Annotated in this window: 17 protein-coding genes, 2 tRNA genes and 5 other RNA genes; 13 read left to right on the forward strand and 11 right to left on the reverse strand. The window is 52.8% G+C overall.

The window, feature by feature from the left end:
• Positions 1-347: 347 nt before the first annotated feature.
• Positions 348-962: a thymidine kinase gene (tdk, locus tag C5523_RS14540; RefSeq protein ID WP_039079165.1), complete on the reverse strand. Its 615-nt coding sequence runs from the start codon at positions 960-962 to the stop codon at positions 348-350.
• A gap of 551 nt (positions 963-1513) precedes the next feature.
• On the opposite strand from tdk, the gene hns reads away from it, so the two are divergent.
• On the forward strand, positions 1514-1927 hold the full coding sequence (hns, locus tag C5523_RS14545) for a histone-like nucleoid-structuring protein H-NS (protein ID WP_039079166.1): 414 nt from the start codon (positions 1514-1516) through the stop codon (positions 1925-1927).
• 267 nt (positions 1928-2194) lie between these two features.
• Here the strand turns inward: hns and galU are convergent, their stop codons facing one another.
• The 3 genes from galU to rssA all read right to left on the reverse strand — a co-directional run bounded on the left by galU (position 2195) and on the right by rssA (position 5322).
• Positions 2195-3106: a UTP--glucose-1-phosphate uridylyltransferase GalU gene (gene galU / locus C5523_RS14550; RefSeq protein ID WP_039079167.1), complete on the reverse strand. Its 912-nt coding sequence runs from the start codon at positions 3104-3106 to the stop codon at positions 2195-2197.
• Between the two features lie 197 nt (positions 3107-3303).
• Positions 3304-4317, reverse strand: a complete 1014-nt coding sequence (rssB, locus tag C5523_RS14555; RefSeq protein ID WP_039079168.1) for a two-component system response regulator RssB — start codon at positions 4315-4317, stop codon at positions 3304-3306.
• 93 nt (positions 4318-4410) lie between these two features.
• Positions 4411-5322 (reverse strand): patatin-like phospholipase RssA, encoded by a 912-nt coding sequence (gene rssA, locus C5523_RS14560; protein ID WP_039079169.1) that lies wholly within the window; start codon positions 5320-5322, stop codon positions 4411-4413.
• Positions 5323-5433: 111 nt separating this feature from the next.
• Between rssA and C5523_RS14565 the strand changes: the two genes are divergently transcribed.
• From C5523_RS14565 to C5523_RS14605, 9 genes are all read left to right on the forward strand, one after another.
• A complete protein-coding gene (locus C5523_RS14565) occupies positions 5434-5904 on the forward strand; it encodes a YchJ family protein (protein ID WP_072039740.1) in 471 nt (156 codons plus the stop codon).
• A gap of 36 nt (positions 5905-5940) precedes the next feature.
• Positions 5941-6783 carry a formyltetrahydrofolate deformylase gene (gene purU, locus C5523_RS14570; RefSeq protein ID WP_039079171.1) on the forward strand — a complete coding sequence of 281 codons (843 nt, stop codon included), beginning with the start codon at positions 5941-5943 and terminating at the stop codon, positions 6781-6783.
• A gap of 158 nt (positions 6784-6941) precedes the next feature.
• Positions 6942-7026, forward strand: a tRNA-Tyr gene (locus tag C5523_RS14575).
• 43 nt (positions 7027-7069) lie between these two features.
• Positions 7070-7201: non-coding RNA, RtT sRNA (locus tag C5523_RS14580), on the forward strand.
• Positions 7202-7244: 43 nt separating this feature from the next.
• Positions 7245-7376, forward strand: a non-coding RNA gene (locus C5523_RS14585) — RtT sRNA.
• Positions 7377-7419: 43 nt separating this feature from the next.
• Positions 7420-7551: non-coding RNA, RtT sRNA (locus C5523_RS14590), on the forward strand.
• 36 nt (positions 7552-7587) lie between these two features.
• A tRNA-Tyr gene (locus C5523_RS14595) sits at positions 7588-7672 on the forward strand.
• A 45-nt stretch (positions 7673-7717) separates the two neighbouring features.
• A non-coding RNA gene (locus C5523_RS14600) (RtT sRNA) lies at positions 7718-7848 on the forward strand.
• A gap of 45 nt (positions 7849-7893) precedes the next feature.
• Positions 7894-8025: non-coding RNA, RtT sRNA (locus C5523_RS14605), on the forward strand.
• A 158-nt stretch (positions 8026-8183) separates the two neighbouring features.
• On the opposite strand, the gene C5523_RS14610 is transcribed toward C5523_RS14605, so the two are convergent.
• Complete coding sequence (locus C5523_RS14610) at positions 8184-8627, reverse strand: Lrp/AsnC family transcriptional regulator (protein WP_071194069.1); 444 nt, start codon at positions 8625-8627, stop codon at positions 8184-8186.
• A 108-nt stretch (positions 8628-8735) separates the two neighbouring features.
• Between C5523_RS14610 and C5523_RS14615 the strand changes: the two genes are divergently transcribed.
• Entirely contained in the window at positions 8736-9635 is a 900-nt protein-coding gene (locus tag C5523_RS14615) for a DMT family transporter (protein ID WP_103245637.1), read from the forward strand.
• Here the strand turns inward: C5523_RS14615 and narI are convergent.
• The 5 genes from narI to C5523_RS14640 all read right to left on the reverse strand — a co-directional run bounded on the left by narI (position 9632) and on the right by C5523_RS14640 (position 18081).
• Positions 9632-10309: a respiratory nitrate reductase subunit gamma gene (gene narI, locus C5523_RS14620; RefSeq protein ID WP_071194067.1), complete on the reverse strand. Its 678-nt coding sequence runs from the start codon at positions 10307-10309 to the stop codon at positions 9632-9634. The genes C5523_RS14615 and narI overlap by 4 nt on opposite strands.
• On the reverse strand, positions 10309-11019 hold the full coding sequence (narJ, locus tag C5523_RS14625) for a nitrate reductase molybdenum cofactor assembly chaperone (protein ID WP_039079175.1): 711 nt from the start codon (positions 11017-11019) through the stop codon (positions 10309-10311). The genes narI and narJ overlap by 1 nt, the downstream gene beginning before the upstream one ends.
• Complete coding sequence (narH, locus tag C5523_RS14630; RefSeq protein ID WP_039079176.1) at positions 11016-12554, reverse strand: nitrate reductase subunit beta; 1539 nt, start codon at positions 12552-12554, stop codon at positions 11016-11018. Before narH ends, narJ begins: the two co-directional genes overlap by 4 nt.
• A complete protein-coding gene (locus C5523_RS14635; RefSeq protein WP_108701388.1) occupies positions 12551-16294 on the reverse strand; it encodes a nitrate reductase subunit alpha in 3744 nt (1247 codons plus the stop codon). The genes narH and C5523_RS14635 overlap by 4 nt, the downstream gene beginning before the upstream one ends.
• 392 nt (positions 16295-16686) lie before the next feature.
• Positions 16687-18081, reverse strand: a complete 1395-nt coding sequence (locus C5523_RS14640; RefSeq protein WP_108701389.1) for a NarK family nitrate/nitrite MFS transporter — start codon at positions 18079-18081, stop codon at positions 16687-16689.
• A gap of 306 nt (positions 18082-18387) precedes the next feature.
• Between C5523_RS14640 and narX the strand changes: the two genes are divergently transcribed.
• Positions 18388-20187, forward strand: coding sequence for a nitrate/nitrite two-component system sensor histidine kinase NarX (gene narX, locus C5523_RS14645; RefSeq protein ID WP_039079430.1), 1800 nt, complete (start codon positions 18388-18390; stop codon positions 20185-20187).
• Positions 20180-20830, forward strand: a complete 651-nt coding sequence (gene narL, locus C5523_RS14650) for a two-component system response regulator NarL (protein ID WP_039079179.1) — start codon at positions 20180-20182, stop codon at positions 20828-20830. Before narX ends, narL begins: the two co-directional genes overlap by 8 nt.
• On the opposite strand, the gene C5523_RS14655 is transcribed toward narL, so the two are convergent.
• The gene (locus C5523_RS14655; protein ID WP_071194065.1) at positions 20827-22248 is read right to left on the reverse strand and encodes a YchO/YchP family invasin; all 1422 of its coding nucleotides are present in this window, start codon (positions 22246-22248) and stop codon (positions 20827-20829) included. The two genes, narL and C5523_RS14655, sit on opposite strands and share 4 nt — an antisense overlap.
• Positions 22249-22278 lie beyond the last annotated feature (30 nt).

A 22278-nucleotide genomic window follows, 5' to 3' on the forward strand; every position in this document is an offset into this window, starting at 1 on the left:
TGCTAACAGCAGACTATTTCTGTCGAATCGACTTAAGTCCACAGCCGTAAGCATAAACATCCCAAAGACGTCACTGGCTGGCTGATATTGGCTATGCGAGTATTTTCATACGCACAGATACGTATGAGCAGGCAGGTGGCGGGGATAAACGAAGGGAATGCGGAGAGGCACACTGAGTATCCAACCACCAGACCGTGTGCCCTGATATCGCTGTAGAAGCAGTTAGCGCCGCATAAAGGTGATATGCCCTACACGACGCTCTTATTGTCCCGGGCGCAAATCCTGAGGCTTTTAAGCGTTGTTTTTGAGCCCGTAATCAATCAGCAGCGCACGTAGCTACAGTTGAACTATCCTCTTACGCGCGCCTGAATAGCGGACAGAGAGCCTTCTGTGAGAGCCTCTTTATAATGTTTACGGCAAACGGATACATAGCGCTCATTACCGCCAATAACGACTTGCTCACCCTCATTATATGGCCGACCCGCCTGATCAAGGCGTAGCACCATGCTGGCTTTACGTCCGCAGAAACAGATCGTTTTTAGTTCAACCAGTTTATCTGACCACGCCAGAAGATATTGGCTACCGATAAACAACTCGCCACGGAAATCGGTTCTTAATCCATAACAGAGCACGGGAATATCAAGTTCATCGACAACGTCAGACAACTGATATACCTGCTGGCGGGTTAGAAATTGACTTTCATCAACTAAAACGCAGTGGATAGGTTCGCGCTGGTGCTCAGCATTAATTTCATCTTTAAGGGATGTATTTTGGTTAAAAAGACGCGCCGGCGACGATAAGCCAATACGTGAACTTACCTTCCCTGCCCCAAAGCGGTCATCAATTTCCGCGGTATAGACCAGCGTGCGCATGCCACGTTCCTGATAATTGTAGGAAGACTGCAGTAAAGCCGTGGATTTTCCGGCATTCATCGCTGAGTAGTAGAAATAAAGTTGCGCCATTGCCCGCAAGACCCCAATCAAAGTGTGATATTCCTCGGCAGGATTGTATCATATTTTAACATGCCACCTGGAATGCCGGGCGTACACTTTACTTACATTGCGGACATGATTTCAGCGATATACTTCACGCTATTTTTCTCTCGTAAGCTGTTGCTGACAAAGAAACAGACAATAAGCGCACCGCGCCTTTTCTGGGTATAAAAAACAAGAAGTTTCAGCGCCAGGCTCAAGAAATTATTAATGTTTTATGCAAAACGACACTGTTGTGAACCCTAATAAAAAAGGTTGATATTTATCCATCGAAACTATAATTCGTATGAGATTAATCAGTTAAAAGCGCTGATTAAACACCTGAGCCGTTCGGGTGATAATGCTTTCTATATGGCTTTTTTGTGCGGTTCTTCAAGAAAAATTTAAGTTAGCGGTTTTTAAAAATGTGGTAAATAAAGAGGAAATTTGAATTCCTTACATTCTCACCTATTGCACTACTCAAATTAACGCTCTATTATTAGCTCAACAAACCACCCCAATATAAGTTTGAGATTACTACAATGAGCGAAGCACTTAAAATTCTGAACAACATCCGTACTCTTCGTGCGCAGGCAAGAGAATGCACTCTGGAAACGCTCGAAGAAATGCTGGAAAAATTAGAAGTGGTAGTTAACGAGCGTCGTGAAGAAGAAAGCGCTGCAGCTGCTGAAATCGAAGAACGTACTCGTAAACTGCAACAATATCGTGAAATGCTGATTGCTGATGGTATTGATCCGAATGAACTGCTGAACAGCATGGTCGCAGCTAAAACCGGAACTAAAGCTAAACGCGCTGCACGTCCGGCTAAATATAGCTACGTTGACGAAAACGGTGAAACTAAAACCTGGACTGGCCAGGGCCGTACCCCAGCAGTAATCAAAAAAGCGATGGACGAACAAGGTAAACAACTGGAAGATTTCCTGATCCAGGAATAATCCTAAGCCTTTATGAAGAATCCCGCCGATGGCGGGATTTTTTTTGACCATTTTTTTAGCCATTGTTGCTGAGCAATATTCTGTAACGATGAAGATAAACGTGCATTGCTGATACTATTTGCTCACCAACGTTCCCCTATCGATATTCCCACTTTGGACAAAGATTTCTCCTGGCGCCTGGTCTGGCACGCCAAAGGTGTCTACAGGCAATAAAAAAGCCGGAGTGATAATCATCAATCCGGCTTTATTCTCTGGGACTAAATCAGGTTACGCTTTAGCGACACCGACAACGTCTTCCAGCCAGGCTTTAAATTCTTCACCAAGTACGTTATGGCGAATACCATATTCTACGAAAGCCTGCATATAACCCAGCTTATTACCGCAGTCATGGCTTTTGCCTTTCATGTGATAAGCTTCGACGGTCTCTTTCTCGATAAGCATATCGATGGCGTCGGTCAGCTGAATCTCATCGCCTGCTCCCGGAGGCGTTTTCGCCAGCAGCGGCCAAATCTCTTCGCTGAGAACGTAACGGCCTACAACAGCGAGATTAGACGGCGCGACATTCGCTTTCGGTTTTTCAACCACACCGACCATCGGTACGCTGTCACCCGGTTTGAGTTCAGCGCCTTTACAGTCAACAACACCGTACGCAGTCACATCGGCAACCGGCTCAACCATAATCTGGCTGGCTCCGGTTTCGTCGAAACGCTTGATCATTTCCGCAAGGTTATCCTGGGAAAGATCGGATTCGAATTCGTCCAGGATAACGTCAGGAAGAATAACCGCCACCGGTTCATTTCCTACAACCGGATGCGCGCACAGCACCGCGTGTCCAAGCCCCTTAGCCAGCCCCTGACGGACCTGCATAATGGTAACGTGCGGCGGGCAAATAGCCTGAACTTCTTCTAGCAACTGACGTTTCACGCGTTTTTCCAGCATGGCCTCAAGCTCAAAGCTGGTATCGAAATGGTTTTCGATAGAATTTTTCGACGAATGCGTAACCAGAACAATTTCGGTAATACCCGCAGCGATACACTCATTCACGACATACTGAATTAATGGCTTATCAACCAACGGTAACATTTCTTTAGGAATCGCCTTTGTCGCAGGCAGCATCCTGGTTCCCAATCCCGCAACCGGGATAACTGCTTTAGTCACTCTCGAATTTATGGCAGCCATTGAAAATCTCCTGGTCTGTTCACGCTTTGAGCATGTTCATGAATTAATTCGCATCTGAGTATATCAGTACCATCGTAATGACCTGGTCTGAAAAGGACGCTATAACGTTTAATTAGGATTAATACGCAAAACTGTGGCGATAGTACCACTCGCTTTAAAAAGGAGGTAAAGCTATCTGCGTAATACGTTGCGATTGCTCATTCCGCAGACAACATTAAACGCAGACGGCCACCGGCCCCCCATACCTGACATTGCCAGGCATCGCACCGTTGACTCAATTGGTTCAGATACGTATTTCCTAAAGTACCCAACGGTACGCCGTTACTGATTTGAATTTGATGTTCGCCAGTATTTAATGTCGCATTAAGGCCTGCCGACACTAAAATAAGGTTCTTTAATTCGCTGTGATAATACCCAACCAGCAGAGGAAACTGTCCGGGCAAATTTGCCTGGCGCAGTAACTGGTTTACCTGCTTAAGCAAGCTGCCCATTTCGGGGAGTTTTTGGTGCTGGTGTGACAATTGTTCCTGAAGTAAGCCGTTGAACAATGCACGCAGTAATAATGCTGCCAGAACACCATTATTGCCTGCGCGTGTCACATCAAGGCAATAAAAAGCCAGATCGTGTGACGATATTGGCGCAATATCAAGCACCAGACCGGGTTGATCGGCAGACACGAGCTGGCGGTAATTAACCCGGCAACCCGACATCTTCTGCTGAACCGGCGGCTGTAATTCCTGTAAAAGTTTGGCCGCGGCCTGGGGATTTTCAACCAGTGCATCCCAATCCTGGAACAAACGTTCTTCTTCTTCGACACGCGAATTAAACATATTGGGATAGAGACAGGCGAATACGGTCTCTTTTAGACGATTAAGATCTTTAACCGGCTTAAGTAAAACGTCTTGTACCCCTAAACGCAGCGCCTTCGCAATATCTGCCATGTTATCGGTTGCAGAAATGACGAGCACCGGCATTTGGTCGCCTTTATTGCGCAAATGTTCAACAAGCTTAAGGCCATTCATTCTCGGCATGGCAATGTCGCAAATCATGAGATCAGGGGAAGCATTATCCAACTGTTCGAGCGCTGAGACACCGTCATCTGCGACCAGTGTTTCCGCTCCCAGAGAGGAGAGCCAGGAATCCAGCAGCGAGCGGAAGACGGGTTCGTCTTCAACGATCAGTATCTGTTTTCCTGCTAACGGCTGCGTCATCTTATCTCCCCTGCCCGACGATAAATAAATAGTGGCATGATCTATCAATAATCGCCTGTCAGAATTTGCTGAACTCGAATAAAAAAAACATACTTAGACTATTGTCCTTACCAACGGTAGTAGTTCATCGATTTTCTTTTCAACGGCAAGTTGCCCCGCTGCGATTGCCGCCTCTGCCCGATGAAAATCAAGTGTCGAAATTTGCGGGCAAAGTGGCTGTATTAAAATATCGGGGGGATCGCCAGCCATTCGGTTGCGCTTAAGTCGATTCTCAAGCACCTGAATGGAGGTGGTCATGATTTCCATTGCCGTAGGTGCAACAACAGTGCGCCGGGCCTTCATTTTACTTAGCCTGTCCCGAAGACGTTCATGCCAGCGCAACTCATCACTCTCAACACCTTCTTGCGCCTCTTCCATCAACGTCGTCGACACTAAATCCTGCTGCATCAAATGCGCGTCATGCTGCAAGTCGACGGCAATAACGATATCCGCCCCCAGCGCGCGCGTCAGGGAGACAGGAACGGGATTCACCACCGCGCCATCAACCAGCCAATAGCCATTATGGGCAACGGGTGACATAAGACCCGGCATACTGCACGATGCGCGCACCGCCAGATGAAGATCGCCTTCGGTAAACCATAGCTCTCGCCCGGTGCTGAGGTTGGTTGCTACAGCACCGAATTTCAACTGACAATCAGTGAACAGCGTTTCGGGCAGGACTTGCCGATAGTGGTTAAAAACACGTTCGCCGCGTAATAATCCACCGCGTCGCCACGACGGATCCATAAGTTTGAGGACGTCCCAGTAACTGAAAGAGCGTACCCACGTTTCCAGTCTGGGGAGTTTATTGCAGGCGTACGCGGCGCCCACAAGGGAACCAATAGAGCACCCCGCCACGACGTCAATCTTGATCCCTGCGTGTTGCAATGCGTTTATCACACCAATGTGTGACCAGCCTCTGGCGGCCCCTGATCCCAGCGCCAACCCAATTTTAACCGTTCTCATTACCTGGATTTTTGTCCCCCGGAACGACTGGCGTAGCCACGAAGCTACAGCTCAGTTAACATAACGCTACTCTGGCTTATAGTGCCGTTATTTTTGTACAGGAAGCCGATTTTGTCTCAACTCTGTCCCTGCGGTAGCGCAGTCGAGTATAGCCTATGTTGCCAGCCTTATCTGTCTGGCTCACAGGTTGCGCCAGATCCATCACATCTTATGCGCTCCCGTTATAGCGCATTTGTGATGAAAGACGCCGACTATTTGGTCAGCACCTGGCACCCGACTTGCCATGCCGCCACGTTTCGTCCGGACATTGAAGCCGGTTTCAACCGTACCCAGTGGCTGGGTTTGACGGTGTTCGAACATGCCAGCGGGAAAAACGACACAGAAGGTTACGTCAGTTTTATTGCCCGTTTCAATGAGGATGGCAAAGCGGGAGCAATTATTGAACGTTCCAGATTCTTAAAGGAGAACGGCCGGTGGTATTATATTGACGGCACACGTCCGCAATTTGGCCGTAACGATCCGTGCCCATGCGGGTCCGGTAAGAAATTCAAAAAGTGCTGCGGGCAATACGCCCAGCGATAACTCATAGCAAACACCATCAACAGGATTTACCCGGCAATGCATTCATTACAACGTAAAGTATTACGCACCATTTGCCCTGACCAAAAAGGTCTCATCGCGCGGATTACTAACATTTGTTACAAACACGAACTCAATATCGTGCAAAACAATGAGTTTGTTGACCACCGCACCGGTCGCTTTTTCATGCGTACCGAGCTGGAAGGTATTTTTAACGACTCTACCCTGCTGGCCGACCTGGACAGCGCGCTGCCGGAAGGTTCTGTCCGCGAACTGAACCCCGCAGGACAGCGTCGCGTGGTTATTCTGGTGACCAAAGAAGCACATTGTCTTGGCGACTTATTAATGAAAGCCAACTACGGCGGGCTGGATATTGATATTGCAGCGGTCATCGGCAACCATGAAACGCTGCGTTCGCTGGTTGAGCGCTTTGATATTCCGTTTGAACTGGTCAGCCATGAAGGGTTAACCCGCGAAGAGCACGATGAGCGGATGGCGCAAGCCATTGAAGCACATCAACCGGATTATGTGGTGTTAGCGAAGTACATGCGTGTACTGACGCCGGGTTTTGTCTCCCGTTTTCCGAATAAGATAATCAATATTCACCATTCGTTCCTGCCGGCATTTATCGGCGCGCGTCCTTACCACCAGGCTTATGAGCGCGGGGTAAAAATCATCGGCGCAACGGCACACTACGTAAACGATAATCTGGACGAAGGTCCAATCATTATGCAGGACGTCATTCACGTCGATCACACTTACACTGCCGAAGATATGATGCGTGCGGGCCGCGATGTTGAAAAGAATGTCCTGAGCCGTGCGCTGTATCAGGTGCTGGCGCAACGTGTCTTCGTTTACGGTAACAGAACGATTATTCTTTAATCGCTAACGGAATGAATTGATTAGCTTTAATCCGTTACGGATGAAAAGTACGCAAACGGTTCAGTTTCGTTGAAGGAAAGCTTTACAGCGGCGCGTCATTTGGTATGATGCGCCCCGCTTCCTGAAACGGAGGCAGGCCAGTATAAGCATTACCCCGTGGTGGGGTTCCCGAGCGGCCAAAGGGAGCAGACTGTAAATCTGCCGTCATCGACTTCGAAGGTTCGAATCCTTCCCCCACCACCATTATTGACCACTGCAATGTGGTAACACCGGTGAGAGTTTGCGAAGTTTGCACTTATCGGGAAGGGTGAGAACCTTCGATTAAGGTTCGAGTCGAGCGAAAGCGAGACAACGTTGCCAAAGGCAACGGCCCGAAGGGTGAGGAGCGAAGCGACGAATAATCCTTCCCCCACCACCATTATTGACCACTGCAATGTGGTAACACCGGTGAGAGTTTGCGAAGTTTGCACTTATCGGGAAGGGTGAGAACCTTCGATTAAGGTTCGAGTCGAGCGAAAGCGAGACAACGTTGCCAAAGGCAACGGCCCGAAGGGTGAGGAGCGAAGCGACGAATAATCCTTCCCCCACCACCATTATTGACCACTGCAATGTGGTAACACCGGTGAGAGTTTGCGAAGTTTGCACTTATCGGGAAGGGTGAGAACCTTCGATTAAGGTTCGAGTCGAGCGAAAGCGAGACAACGTTGCCAAAGGCAACGGCCCGAAGGGTGAGGAGCGAAGCGACGAACAATCCTTCCCCCACCACCATCTTCAAAGCAGTTCCCGACAATATGAATTACCCCTGGTGGGGTTCCCGAGCGGCCAAAGGGAGCAGACTGTAAATCTGCCGTCATCGACTTCGAAGGTTCGAATCCTTCCCCCACCACCATCACTTTATGTAGCACACTGCCAAATCACATCCTCAATGCCACATATCCTCCCCATGCCGGGAAGGGTGAGAAGCTTCGACTAAGGTTCGATTCGAGCGCAGCGAGAAAGCGTTGCCGCAGGCAACGACCCGAAGGGCGAGGAGCAGCGCGACGAGTAATCCTTCCCCCACCACCATCACTTCATGTAGCACACTGCCAAATCACATCCTCAATGCCATATATCCTCCCCATGCCGGGAAGGGTGAGAACCTTCGACTAAGGTTCGAGTCGAGCGAAAGCGAGACAACGTTGCCGCAGGCAACGGCCCGAAGGGTGAGGAGCAGCGCGACGAGTAATCCTTCCCCCACCACCATCACTTCATGTAGCACATTGCCAAATCACATCCTCAATGCCACATATCCTCCCCATGCCGGGAAGGATGAGAAGCAACTTTTCCCCTGATGCGCTGCGCTTATCAGGGCTACCGGTCCGTACGTCGAATAAACGCAGCGCATCGGGATGCCAAAATCATTACACGGGTGGCAAACGGCGTTTGACTGGCGAGCTTTTCACAATCGAGGTGTTGCACTGTGCGTATTCCGCTAAACCATCCAGCAATGTATCCAGTTGTTCAATGGAGCGCACCACCAGCCGGATAACGAAACAATCCTCCCCGGTGACCTTATCGCTCTCGATACATTCGGGCATCGCCTGAATGTACTTATCCACCTTCTGTAATAACCCCGGCAATGGCCGAACACGTACCAACGCCTGCAAGGTATACCCTAACGCCGCCAGATTCACCCGCGCCGCGTACCCCTCAATCACCCCCTTTTCTTCCAGGCGTTTGAGCCTTTCTGCCGTGCTGGGTGACGACAGCCCGACGCGACCACTTAATACTTTTAGCGACATCCGCGCATCTTCCACCAGACACGCCAGAATTTGTCGGTCGATCTCATCGATAAGGTTTTCCATTGATTTTACCTAATTAATAAACGTTATACGCAAATTCCACCTTACATCATCTCTGTAAAAGTGGCCTGTCATTTTCGACAATAAGGGCCATCATTCAGGAGGTGGTTTATGAATAACAGGCAAAAAGGCGTCTGGCAGATGAGCCTGGCGATGTTGATTTCCGGTTCCATTGGCGCATTCGTTTTGCTGTCGGGATTACCGGTCACGGAAGTGGTTTTCTGGCGATGCCTGATCGGCGCACTCACACTGTTTATCTTTATCCGCGCCAGTAAACAGCCCTTTAGTCCGCTGACTAAAGTCACGCTGGCATTAGCCATTGCGGGCGGTATCGCCCTGGTCGTCAACTGGTTATTGCTGTTCGCCGCCTATAGCCGTATCTCAATTGGCCTGTCGACAGTGGTCTACAATACGCAGCCGTTCATGCTGGTCTTAATGGGGATGGCGCTGGGCGAGCGGGTCAGCCTGGTCAAATGGGGATGGCTTTTTCTGGCCTTCGCAGGGGTGGTGATACTGCTCTCCGGCGAGCTCACGTCCGGCCACTCCGCACAGTTGTTTTCTGGTATTGTGCTGGCCCTGAGCGCCGCTTTTTTTTATGCGCTGACTGCAATCATCACCCGCAAACTCAGCGGGATAGCGCCGCAGCATATTGCCTTTATCCAGGTGTTAACCGGGGTCGTTCTCCTGTTGCCACTGACCGGCAGGCCTGTGTTTTCCGCCGACTATCCGTGGCTGATCTTACTTACTCTTGGGATCGTACACACCGGCGTGATGTACCAGTTGCTCTATAGCGCGATCCAGAAGCTGCCAACCCCCATCACAGGATCGCTCTCCTTTATTTATCCCGTGATTGCGATTGTGGTCGATAAACTGGTCTTTGGTCATTCGCTCAACGCCACACAACTGATGGGCGGCGTATTGATTCTGTTTGCTGCCGCTGGTAATAACCTGGGTTGGGGTGAAAAAAAACCCCGCGAATGCGGGGTTGGAATCAAAACACGGTCCAGTTAGCGGCGGGCGCGGACAATCTGATATTTGCGCGTCAGATATTCAACGGGCGCGCTCCAGATATGCACCAGCCGCGAGAACGGGAACAGCACAAACAGCGTCATCCCCAGCACCAGATGCATACGATAGATAAACGCTACCCCGTCAAGATGCTCGGAAGCCCCGCCGTGGAACGTCACCACGGCCTGGGCCCAGCCCACCAGCTTCATCATTTCGCTGCCATCCATATGCTGTGCGGAGAAAGGAATTGTTAACAGCCCCAACGCACACTGCACCATCAGCAAAGTCATGATCAGAATATCGGCCGCCGTGGATGTCGCGCGGATCCGCGGATTGAACAGTCGGCGTTTCAGCAGCATGATACCGCCCACCAGGCACATCACACCGCTGGCCCCACCGCCAATCATCGCCATTTTTTGTTTCACTTCGATGGGCAGGAAGGATTCGTACATCCAGTGCGGCGTCAGCATCCCCAGGAAGTGCCCGGCGAAGATGCCGAGGATCCCCAGATGGAACAAGTTTGACCAAATCACCATTCCTTTGCGGTCCAGCATCTGGCTGGAACCGGCACGCCAACTGTACTGGCCGTAGTCATAACGCAGCCAGCTCCCCACCAGAAACACCGTCCCGGCAATGTACGGGTACATATCAAAGAAGAACATATTCAGGAAGTGCATTATTGCTGTCCTCCGGTTGTGATATTCAGGTACTGCGGTGCGACAGCGCCAGCGAAGCGACGTTGATGCGCAGTAATGTCAGATTCGCCACACCCCTGTTCGGCAAAGAATTTCACCTGCTCTTCTTCCCAGACGGCATCCAGCGCCTGCGGGGTATCATCACGCGCTTCATCAGCGATTTTTTCAGCCACTTTTTGTTGATCGATAGCGGTATTCGCCAGTTCGATCAGCGGCGTAAACAGCATCGCGTAGTGACTGTCGCGCTGTTGCAGACGAGCGCTCAGCAGCGCCAGGATCGGCGCAATGTCCTGCAATCCGCCCAACGCTTCCGCCGGCGGCAGTTGCGCCAGATACTCCAGATAGAGCGGCAGGTGATCCGGCAACTCGCGGCTGTCCAGCTCCAGACCTTGCCGGGCGTATTGCGCCAGCAGATCGACCATTGCCTGTCCACGGTCGCGGGACTCGCCGTGTACGTGCTCGAAGAGGAGCAATGAGGTGGCGCGCCCCCGATCAAACAGTTCGCTGTAGTTTGCCTGGGCATCCAGCAGATCCTGCGAGGTCAACTGCTGCAAAAAATCGATAACACCTTGTGACTGAGATGCCGTGAAGTGCGTTGACGATTGCAGCGCCTCGATCAACTCCTGCTGATGCTGCCACAGAGCAGCATCCGGGTATTCCAACAGACGGGAAATAACGACCAACTCAATCATGGATGCGGCTCCGTTTTCACTGAAACATCAATGGCATCGATGCGACGGCTGTTGAACAGATTGAATTTACTGTCCGAACCGTGGCAGCCATCACCAAAGGTAAAGCCACAACCGCTCTTCTCAGGAAACGCTTCGCGCGCCAGCTCGCGATGGCTGCTCGGGACCACAAAACGATCTTCGTAATTAGCGATGGCCAGGTAACGGTACATCTCCTGCGCCTGTGCTTCGGTCAGCCCCACTTCCTCCAGCGCACGAGTATCGATTTTGCCGTCCACAGTTTCCGCACGTTTGTAGTGACGCATTGCCAGCATGCGTTTCAGCGCCAGCAGTACCGGCCCGGTATCCCCTGCGGTCAGCAGGTTTGCCAGGTACTGTACCGGGATACGCAAACTGTCCACATCCGGCAGAATACCGTTGCTACTCAGCTCACCTGCATCCGCTGCAGACTGAATCGGTGACAAAGGCGGCACGTACCAGACCATTGGCAACGTGCGATATTCCGGGTGCAGCGGCAGCGCCAGCTTCCAGTCCATCGCCATTTTATACACCGGCGACTGCTGGGCGGCGTCGATCACGCTCAGCGGAATGCCATCTTTAATTGCCTGCTCGATAACCTTCGGGTCGTTCGGGTCAAGGAACACATCCAGTTGGCGCTGATAGAGATCTTTCTCGTTTTCTGTACTTGCCGCCTGCTCAATGGCATCCGCGTCATACAGCAGCACGCCGAGGTAGCGGATACGGCCCACGCAGGTTTCGGAACAGACCGTTGGCTGACCGGCTTCGATACGCGGATAACAGAAGATGCACTTCTCGGATTTACCGCTCTTCCAGTTGAAGTAGATTTTCTTGTACGGGCAACCGGTGATGCACATACGCCAGCCGCGGCATTTATCCTGATCAATCAGCACAATGCCATCTTCTTCACGTTTGTAGATCGCGCCGCTCGGGCAGGTCGCCACGCACGCCGGGTTAAGACAGTGTTCGCACAGACGCGGCAAATACATCATGAAGGTGTTTTCAAACTGGCCGTACATCGCCTTCTGCATGTTCTCGAAGTTTTTGTCTTTCGACAGCTTCTCAAACTCGCCGCCCAGGTCATCTTCCCAGTTCGGCCCACGGGTGATTTTATCCATCCGCTGGCCGGTGATCAGCGAACGCGGACGGGCGATTGGCTGGTGTTTGCTGTCAGCCGGCGCGGTGTGCAGCGTCTGGTAGTCATAATCAAACGGCTCGTAGTAATCGTCGATGCCCGGCAGATGCGGGTTGGCGAAAATTTTTCCCAGCAGCATCGGACGGTTACCCATCCGCGGCTGCAATTTGCCATTCACTTTACGGATCCAGCCGCCCTTCCATTTTTCCTGGTCTTCCCAGTTATTAGGGAAACCGACACCGGGCTTACTTTCCACGTTGTTAAACCACGCGTACTCCATCCCTTCACGGCTGGTCCAGACGTTTTTACAGGTGACGGAACAGGTATGACAGCCGATGCACTTATCGAGGTTCAGCACCATGCCAACTTGTGAACGAATTTTCATTTTACGCTCTCCTGTACCTGGTCATTGCCTTCGCCATCCAGCCAGTTAATGTTCTTCATCTTACGTACCACCACAAACTCATCGCGGTTGGAGCCAACCGTTCCGTAGTAGTTAAAGCCATAGGCCAGTTGGGCATAGCCGCCGATCATATGGGTCGGTTTTGGCGTAATTCGGGTTACCGAGTTATGGATACCCCCGCGTTGACCGGTGATTTCTGACCCGGGAATGTTCACGATACGTTCCTGAGCGTGGTACATCATGGTCATCCCGGCTGGCACGCGCTGGCTGACAACCGCACGGGCAGTCAGGGCACCGTTGCTGTTAAAGACTTCAATCCAGTCGTTATCTTCGATACCCAAGTCTTTAGCATCCGTCTCACTCATCCAGACAATCGGACCACCGCGGCCTAAGGTCAGCATCAACAGGTTGTCGCTGTAGGTGGAGTGAATCCCCCATTTCTGGTGCGGCGTCAGGAAGTTGAGCGCTTTTTCCGGGTTACCGTTGGACTTCTCGCCCATCACCTCTTTCACTGAGTGGGTGTCGATGGGCGGACGATAGACCAGCAGGCTTTCACCGAAGTCACGCATCCACTGATGGTCCTGATACAACTGCTGACGACCGGAGAGAGTGCGCCATGGAATGAGCTCATGAACGTTGGTATAGCCTGCGTTATAAGAGACATGCTCATCTTCAAGGCCGGACCAGGTCGGGCTGGAGATAATTTTGCGCGGTTGGGCCTGGATATCGCGGAAGCGGATTTTTTCCTCTTCTTTGTTGGTTGCCAGATGCGTGTGGTCGCGACCGGTAAATACGCTGAGCGCTGCCCACGCTTTGACCGCCACGTGGCCGTTGGTTTCCGGCGCCAGCGTCAGGATCATCTCTGCGGCATCAATCGCTGTGTTAAGCATCGGCTGGCCTTTCGCCGGGCCGTCCGCTTTGGTGTAATTGAGCTTACGCAGCAGGTCCATTTCACTCTGGGTGTTCCAGGCAATACCTTTACCGCCATTACCGATTTTCTCCATCAACGGGCCGATGGAGGTAAAGCGTTCGTAAGTCGCCGGATAATCACGCTCAACCACAATCAGGTGCGGTGCGGTTTTACCTGGGATCAGATCGCATTCGCCTTTTTTCCAGTCTTTCACATCCAGCGGCTGCGCCAGTTCAGCGGCAGAGTCATGCTGAATCGGCAGGGTCACCAGATCGGTCTCTTTACCGAGGTGGCCCACGCAGACTTCGGAGAATTTTTTGGCAATCGCTTTATAAATCTCCCAGTCGCTTTTAGACTCCCAGGCCGGATCAACGGCAGCAGACAGCGGATGAATAAACGGATGCATATCCGACGTATTCATATCGTCTTTCTCATACCAGGTTGCCGTCGGTAGTACGATGTCGGAGTACAGGCAGGTGCTCGACAGACGGAAGTCCAGCGTCACCACCAGATCCAGCTTGCCGTCGAGCCCGTTATCTTTCCACTCCACCTCTTCCGGCTTCACGCCGCCCTGCTTGCCGAGATCTTTGCCCTGAATACCGTTTTCCGTACCCAACAGGTACTTGAGCATGTACTCGTGGCCTTTACCGGAGGAGCCCAGCAGATTTGAACGCCAGATAAAGAGGTTACGCGGGTGGTTTTTGCCGTTTTCTGGCTGCTCCGCCGCAAAATGCATGGTGCCCTCTTTCAGGGATTTCACGGTGTAATCCACCGCCGACATACCTGCTTTTTTCGCCGCTTCGGCAATACGCAGCGGGTTGGTGCCCAGTTGCGGTGCCGATGGCAACCACCCCATACGCTCGGCGCGCACGTTGAAATCGATAAGGCTGCCGGTGTAGCGTGATTTATCCGCCAGCGGCGACAAGAGCTCCTGCGCGGTGACGGTTTCATAGCGCCACTGGCTGGAGTGGTTATAGAAGTAGGAGGTGCTATTCATATGGCGCGCCGGACGGTTCCAGTCCAGGGCAAACGCCAGCGGTTGCCAGCCCGTTTGCGGGCGCAATTTTTCCTGGCCTACATAGTGTGCCCAGCCGCCGCCGCTTTGACCGATACAGCCGCAGAAGATCAGCATATTGATGATCCCACGGTAGTTCATATCGAGGTGATACCAGTGGTTCATCCCGGCCCCGATGATGATCATCGAGCGGCCATGCGTTTTGTTGGCGTTATCCGCAAATTCACGGGCGGTGCGGATAATATTGGCGCGGGAAACGCCGGTGATTTTTTCAGCCCAGGCCGGCGTATAGGCTTTGATATCGTCGTAGCTTGTGGCGCAGTTTTCATCATTAAGACCGCGCTCCAGGCCATAGTTCGCCAGGGTCAGGTCGTAAACGGTGGTCACCAGCACGCTGCTGCCATCGGCCAGTTGCAGACGTTTAACCGGCAGTTTATGCAGCAGAACGTTTTCCAGTTCAACCTTACTAAAGTGCGCGGTGCTGTCGCCGCCAAAGTACGGGAAGCCAACGTCCGCGATCTCATCCTGACGCCCCAACAGGCTCAGTTGCAGCTCTGTCTCAACGCCGGTCGTGCCATCACGCTGTTCAAGGTTCCATTTGCCCTTCTCGCCCCAGCGGAAACCGATGGAACCGTTCGGCGCCACCATTTCGCCGTTATCAGCGAGCGCAACGGTTTTCCACTGCGGATTATTCTCCTGGCCCAGCGCATCCACAAGATCCGATGCGCGCAGCATACGACCCGCGGCGTAGTATCCTTCACGCGGTTCCAGCATCACCAGCATCGGCATGTCGGTATAGCGACGCACATAATCGGTAAAGTACTGGCTCGGGTTATCGAGGTGGAATTCACGCAACATGACGTGGCCCATCGCCAGCGCCATTGCCGCATCGGTGCCCTGCTTCGGTGCCAGCCACAGGTCGCACAGCTTGGCGATTTCGGCATAGTCCGGGGTTACGGCAACGGTCTTGGTGCCTTTGTAGCGGACTTCGGTAAAGAAGTGGGCATCCGGGGTACGGGTTTGCGGTACGTTGGAACCCCAGGCGATGATATAACTGGAGTTATACCAGTCGGCGGACTCCGGAACGTCGGTCTGCTCACCCCAGGTCTGCGGCGAGGCTGGCGGCAGGTCGCAATACCAGTCGTAGAAGCTCAGGCAGGTACCGCCTAACAGCGACAAGTAGCGTGCGCCGGAAGCGTAGGAAACCATCGACATCGCCGGGATCGGCGAGAAGCCTGCCACGCGGTCAGGACCATAGGTTTTCACGGTGTAGACGTTAGAGGCCGCAATCAGCTCATTCACTTCCTGCCAGGAGGAGCGAACAAAACCACCGCGTCCGCGTGCCTGTTTAAAGCTTTTCGCTTTATCAGCATCTTCAATGATCGAGGCCCAGGCGTTCACCGGATCAGGGTGTGCCACTTTCGCTTCACGCCACATTTTCATCAGGCGTTTGCGCATCAGCGGGTATTTGAGGCGGTTCGCACTGTAAAGATACCAGGAGTAGCTGGCGCCGCGAGGGCAGCCGCGTGGCTCATGGTTTGGCATATCAGGGCGGGTACGTGGGTAGTCGGTCTGCTGAGTTTCCCAAGTAACGAGACCGTTTTTGACGTAAATCTTCCAGCTGCAAGACCCGGTGCAGTTTACACCGTGAGTAGAACGCACGACTTTATCGTGCTGCCAGCGTTGGCGGTATCCATCCTCCCAGTCCCGGTTTGTTTCGAGAAGCTGGCCGTGCCCATCGGCAAACGTTTCGCCCTTCTGCTTGAAGTAGCGAAATCGGTCCAGGAATTTACTCATCGGGTTTCTCCTGTATGGAGCCTGACGGCTCTCTGATAAATCGACATTGCACAAATTAGGGGTTACAGCATTTGCGGCGAAAGTAACGCTCTGAAAGGCGAGAAGAATTGATGGCGATCAAGCTGTAAGGGCTTCATAAAGGCAGGGAAATCACTATCTACCTCCAAAAGGGTAGAATGGTTTTAAATTTAATTTATTGATATATAAAGAAAATAAATAACCAAAATGACAGCAAGCGAGAAAAAATGCGCTAAGCAGGTATTAAGGGGTATAGCCCTCTGAAGACGAGGGTTTTTCGCTGTCGTGGGTAACTCCTTCTTAAAGTATGTTGTAACTAAGGCAGATCAAAAAAAAGCGCGAGCCAGGCCCGCGCAAGGATAATCAACATTTACTTACTTTTTATTAGAATTCCGTCCGTAGATAGCCCAGGTGATCACCACACAGGCGATATAAAACACCAGGAACACTTTCATTGCGCCCGCCGGGGAACCGGTGAGCGCCAGCGAGGTGCCGAAGGCTTTCGGGATAAAGAAGCCGCCAATCGCCCCAATAGCTGAAATAAAGCCCAGTGCAGCAGCGGTTTCGGTTGCCGCCTCACGCAGCGCCGTGGCTTCACTGCCGCCAGCGTTTTTCACCCGTTCCAGCGTCATCTTGCGGAAATTGACTGAAATCATCTGGAAGGTAGAGCCACTGCCCAGCCCGGCCGTCAGGAACAGCATCAGGAAGACGCCAAAGAAGGCGGTAAAATTCCCGCCCACGCCATTGGTTGGCAGCGTCAGGAACAGTAAGGCACTAAAAATAGCCATCAGGATGAAGTTCACGAGTGTAACACGCGTCCCCCCCAGCCGGTCCGACAGCGCCCCACCCGCAGAACGGGCGAGCGCGCCGATGAGTGGGCCAAAAAAGGCGTAATGCATGATGACTACGTCCGGAAATTGGGTCTTCGACAGCATGGCGAAACCGGCAGAGAAGCCAATAAACGAACCAAAGGTTGCCAGATAGAGAAAGCTCATGATCCACATATGCTTACGCTTTAACACCGGCAACTGCGCTTTCAGTGACGCTTTCGAGGCGGTCAGTTCGTTCATGCCAAACCAGGCGGCGAGAGTAAAGACGGCCAGCAACGGCACCCATACCCATGCGGCATTCGCCAGGAAGATCATACTGCCATCAGGCTGCGCCACACCCGTTGCGCCAAACACAGCAAACATCGAAAACGAAATAGCCAGCGGTGCCAGAAGCTGCATCACGCTCACACCCAGGTTACCGAAACCGCCGTTAATCCCCAGCGCGCTCCCCTGCTTCTCTTTTGGAAAGAAAAAGCTGATGTTCGCCATACTGGAGGCAAAGTTCGCTCCGGCAAAACCACACAACAGCGCAATGATGATGAACGTGCTAAATGGGGTGGAGGTATCTTCAACCGCAAAGCCCAGCCAGACGCAAGGAATGATCAGAATGCCGGTACTGAACGCGGTCCAGCGGCGGCCACCGAATACCGGGACCATAAAAGAGTACGGTACGCGCAGCAGTGCGCCCGACACGGACGGTAAAGCAGTCAGCATAAAGAGTTGGTCAGTCGAAAATTGAAAGCCAACTTTATTCAGGTTTACGGCAACGGCGCTAAACAACATCCACACACAGAACGCCAGCAACAGACACGGAACCGAAATCCACAGGTTACGGCTGGCGATGCCGTGCCCCTGTCGTTGCCAGAAAAGCGGATCGTCCGGACGCCAGTCGCTAATAATTCGGCCTGACGCCCTTTGGGGGGTAGAAGAGTGACTCATAGACACCTCTGGTTATTGATTTGACGAGGCCACATTAGTTTTTACAGCGCAAGGTAAGTTGATATAAATCAAAGGAAAAGTGTGCGTAACGACGAGCAAAAAATAGCCATGCTCATTAGTGAGTAGATCGTTTTTCTTAAAAAAGTGTGGTTTTTCACAACCCTGTCGCCCGATGAAAAAGACCCACTCCTTTTATGGATACCGGCAACGATAAAGGAGTACTTCTTTGTAGGTATGGGTATACCTCAGGGTATGGCGGACAATATCGACCACTCTTTATTTCCGTGCGCCGGAGCCTTGCCCTCTATGCTTAAACGCCTCTTTACACCGCTCTCCCTGGTTAACCAGGTCGCACTGACAATGCTGCTGTCGACGGTTATCGGTGTGGCGGGCATGGCGGTTTCCGGCTGGCTGGTGCTTGGCGTTCAGGGCAGTGCCCACGCCATCAACAAAGCGGGCTCGCTGCGTATGCAAAGTTATCGGCTGCTGGCAAGCGTGCCACTGCGCCCGGCAGACGACGTATTACTCAAAGAGATGGAGCAAACGGCGTTCAGTTCTGAACTGGCCGATGTCGCCGAACGTGACGGGCAGCAAGAGCAGTTAGAGGCGCTGCAACATTTCTGGCGCAACGAGGTCGCGCCAGCCCTTAAGCAGGCCCAGGAGCCTCAGGCTGTCACCGATAAAATAGCCACCTACGTAAATCGAATCGACACGCTGGTTACCGCCTTCGATCACAGCACCGAACAGCGCATGGCGCGCGTGGTGATCCTGCATCGGGTGATGGCCATCTTGCTGGGCTTACTGCTGCTCTTTACCGTTGTCTGGCTTCGCGCCCGCCTGCTCCAGCCGTGGGAACAGTTACTGAAAATGGCCCAGGCGGTCAGCCAGCGTAACTTTACCCGGCGGGCACAAATCAGCGGACGCAATGAGATGGCAACCCTCGGTACCGCCCTGAATAATATGTCGGAAGAGCTGGCGGAAAGTTATGCCGTCCTTGAACAGCGCGTTCAGGAAAAAACCGCCGGACTTGAACAAAAAAACCAGATTCTCTCTTTCCTGTGGCAGGCCAACCATCGTCTGCATTCGCGTATTCCGTTGTGCGAACGTTTGTCACCGGTGCTTCACGGGCTGCAAAACCTGACGCTGCTGCATGATATTGAGCTGCGCGTTTACGACATGGAAGATGAGAAAAACCACCAGGAATTCACCTGCCATTCGGATATTACCTGTGATGATCGGGGGTGCCATTTATGTCCGCGCGGCATCCTGCCTGCTCCCGCTGGCGGCAGTTCCACCCTGAAATGGCGCCTGGCGGACAACCATACACAATATGGTTTGCTACTCGCGCAGCTCCCCCACGGCAGACATCTTAGCCACGATCAGCAACAACTGGTGGATACGCTTGTCGAGCAGTTAACCGCGACGCTGGCGCTGGACCGTCATCAGGAACATCTGCAGCAGATGATGGTGATGGAAGAGCGTGCCACCATCGCCAGGGAACTGCATGACTCCATTGCCCAGTCTCTCTCCTGTATGAAGATGCAGGTCAGTTGTTTGCAGATGCAGGGCGGCGACCTGCCTGAAAGTAGCCAGCAGTTGCTGGGGCAAATACGAAACGAGCTCAATACCTCATGGGCGCAGTTGCGTGAGCTGTTGACGACATTCCGCTTACAATTAACAGAGCCTGGACTGCGCCCGGCCCTGGAGTCCAGTTGTCAGGAATACAGCGCGCGCTTCGGTTTTCAGGTCAGGCTGGATTACCAGCTCCCTGCGCGTCTCGTGCCCTCACATCAGGCAATCCATTTATTGCAGATTGCCCGCGAAGCCTTAAGCAATTCGCTGAAACATTCCGGCGCGACTGAGGTTATCGTCTCGGTCGTCCAGCAGGAAAAACGGGTAATATTGCAAGTTCGCGACAACGGCTGTGGCGTGCCGGAAAACGCAGCGCGAACAAACCATTATGGCTTGATTATCATGCGCGACCGTGCGCAAAGTTTACGTGGCGATTGCCAGGTTCGACGGCGTGAGTCCGGCGGTACCGATGTGACCGTGACGTTTATTCCCGAAAATCTTCTCTCATCAGTGCAAGGAGATAACTATGACTAACCAGGAACCGGCTACCATTTTGCTCATCGATGATCACCCGATGTTGCGTACCGGCGTCAAGCAACTTATCAGCATGTCGCCTGAAATCACCGTCGTCGGCGAGGCCAGCAATGGCGAACAAGGCATCGAACTGGCAGAGGATCTGGACCCGGACCTGATTCTGTTAGATCTGAATATGCCGGGGATGAACGGCCTTGAAACGCTCGATAAACTGCGTGAAAAAACGCTGTCGGGTCGCGTGGTGGTCTTTAGCGTATCGAATCACGAAGAGGATGTTGTCACTGCCCTTAAACGCGGCGCCGATGGCTATCTGCTTAAAGATATGGAGCCAGAAGATTTACTCAAAGCCCTCCAGCAGGCCGCAGCGGGTGAGATGGTTCTGAGCGATGCGCTAACCCCCGTGCTGGCTGCCAGCCTGCGCGCCAACCGTGCAACCTCGGATCGCGATATCAGCCAGTTAACACCGCGCGAACGCGACATTCTTAAGCTTATCGCGCAGGGTCTGCCGAATAAGATGATTGCCCGTCGCCTCGACATCACCGAGAGTACGGTAAAAGTGCACGTGAAACATATGCTGAAAAAAATGCGCCTGAAATCCCGCGTGGAAGCAGCGGTCTGGGTTCATCAGGAACGCATTTTCTAATTGTCAGGCGCCATCAGCTCCCAGCGCGGCGTCGCGTCAGAGGTGTCAACCAGCGGTGGCGTCAGTGTCAGCACAATCTCATTGGATGAGACGCGCTGACCTTTTTCATCTTCGGCAATCACCGACAGATGCCACTCGTTGGTCGCCCCTTCACTGTTATCCCACTTCGGCATAATGATCGACCAGCCTTCCGTACTGCTGGGGTGAGCAGGCGGCGTCAGGCTAAGCTGTTGAGTATCACCCTGCCAGCGTAACTCACGTATCCCGTGCGTGCTGCGGATATCCAGTTTGAGTGCCACCGTTTCGCCAGGCTGTAAATCCCAGGGCGGTGTGGCGAGAAATACTGAGAGTGTCTTGCGCTGGCGATATTCGTATACCGGCACCGTATCACGCACCGGATTATCGTAACGGCTGCCGCGCAAAGAGGCCTCCTCTCCCAGTTGGCTGGCGGAAAGCTGTTTCCAGAGAGGAACCCCAAACCGATAATTCAGTTTCAGGCCTAAATCGTTCTGACTTTCGCCGTTCTCTCCCTGTTTATGGTGCGCCGAGAGCGTTACCAGCGGTACGGGGGTGTAATCCAGCCCCACTTTTACCGCCAGCGGATTACGATACCCCGTCCCGGAGTCGAATAAATCCACGCTCTCACCAAAGTATTGTTCCAGACTGACACTGGTATCGAGTTGCTGCCAGAAAGGTAAACGCGCCTGAGCGGTAATGTCATAGCCGCGCGCCATACGCTGCTGGAGCGTTGCCGAACGATACGTCCAGTCGGTGAGCGGTTGATAGTAATTGGCGGAAAAACGCAGCGACTGTCCCCACACCTCAGCCCCCAGTCCGGTACGGGCCAGGTTTTCATCGAGCAGGTTGTCGTAGAAGGTGTTATACCCCAGCAGCCAGTCACCGGAAATCCAGCGCTGCCCGATACCCACGTTACCGACCAGCCCCTCATCCTGCTGGGTCAGACCAAGCTGGCTCCAACTGAGATAACGGGACGTATCCTGCAAAGGGACAAACCAGTCGCCGTGGCTGCCGTTAAAGCCCCCTTTGTCATCAACTTTGACATCGATGGTCGCTTTGCCCCAGGGCGACAGCCAGGACTCTACCTGCTGGTTTACCTCATCGCTCACCACATCACGCAACTGACCAAAGGCGAACTGGCGCGCCTGTGCCCCGGCATCCAGCCCGTTGTCTGTCATGCTGGCTTCGCCAAAGGCTTTCGCCATTTCGGCCAGATGTTTTTCACTGCTGCCTTTGTCGGGCGTCATACCGAGATCGGGCAGAGAATCACCATCATTATCAAACGGATGTTGAGCCTGCTGAACATACCAGGATTGCGGGGCGGTCTGTACGCCACTGACCGCGCTTCCCGCCAGCGGCAAGAATAAAAGCAGTATTGGGGAAGAGGAAAACCAGTGCATCACGTTTGTAGGGGGTCGCTCCGGGCTGGA

This window comes from Phytobacter sp. SCO41, assembly GCF_003073275.1.
Lineage (GTDB): Bacteria > Pseudomonadota > Gammaproteobacteria > Enterobacterales > Enterobacteriaceae > Phytobacter > Phytobacter diazotrophicus.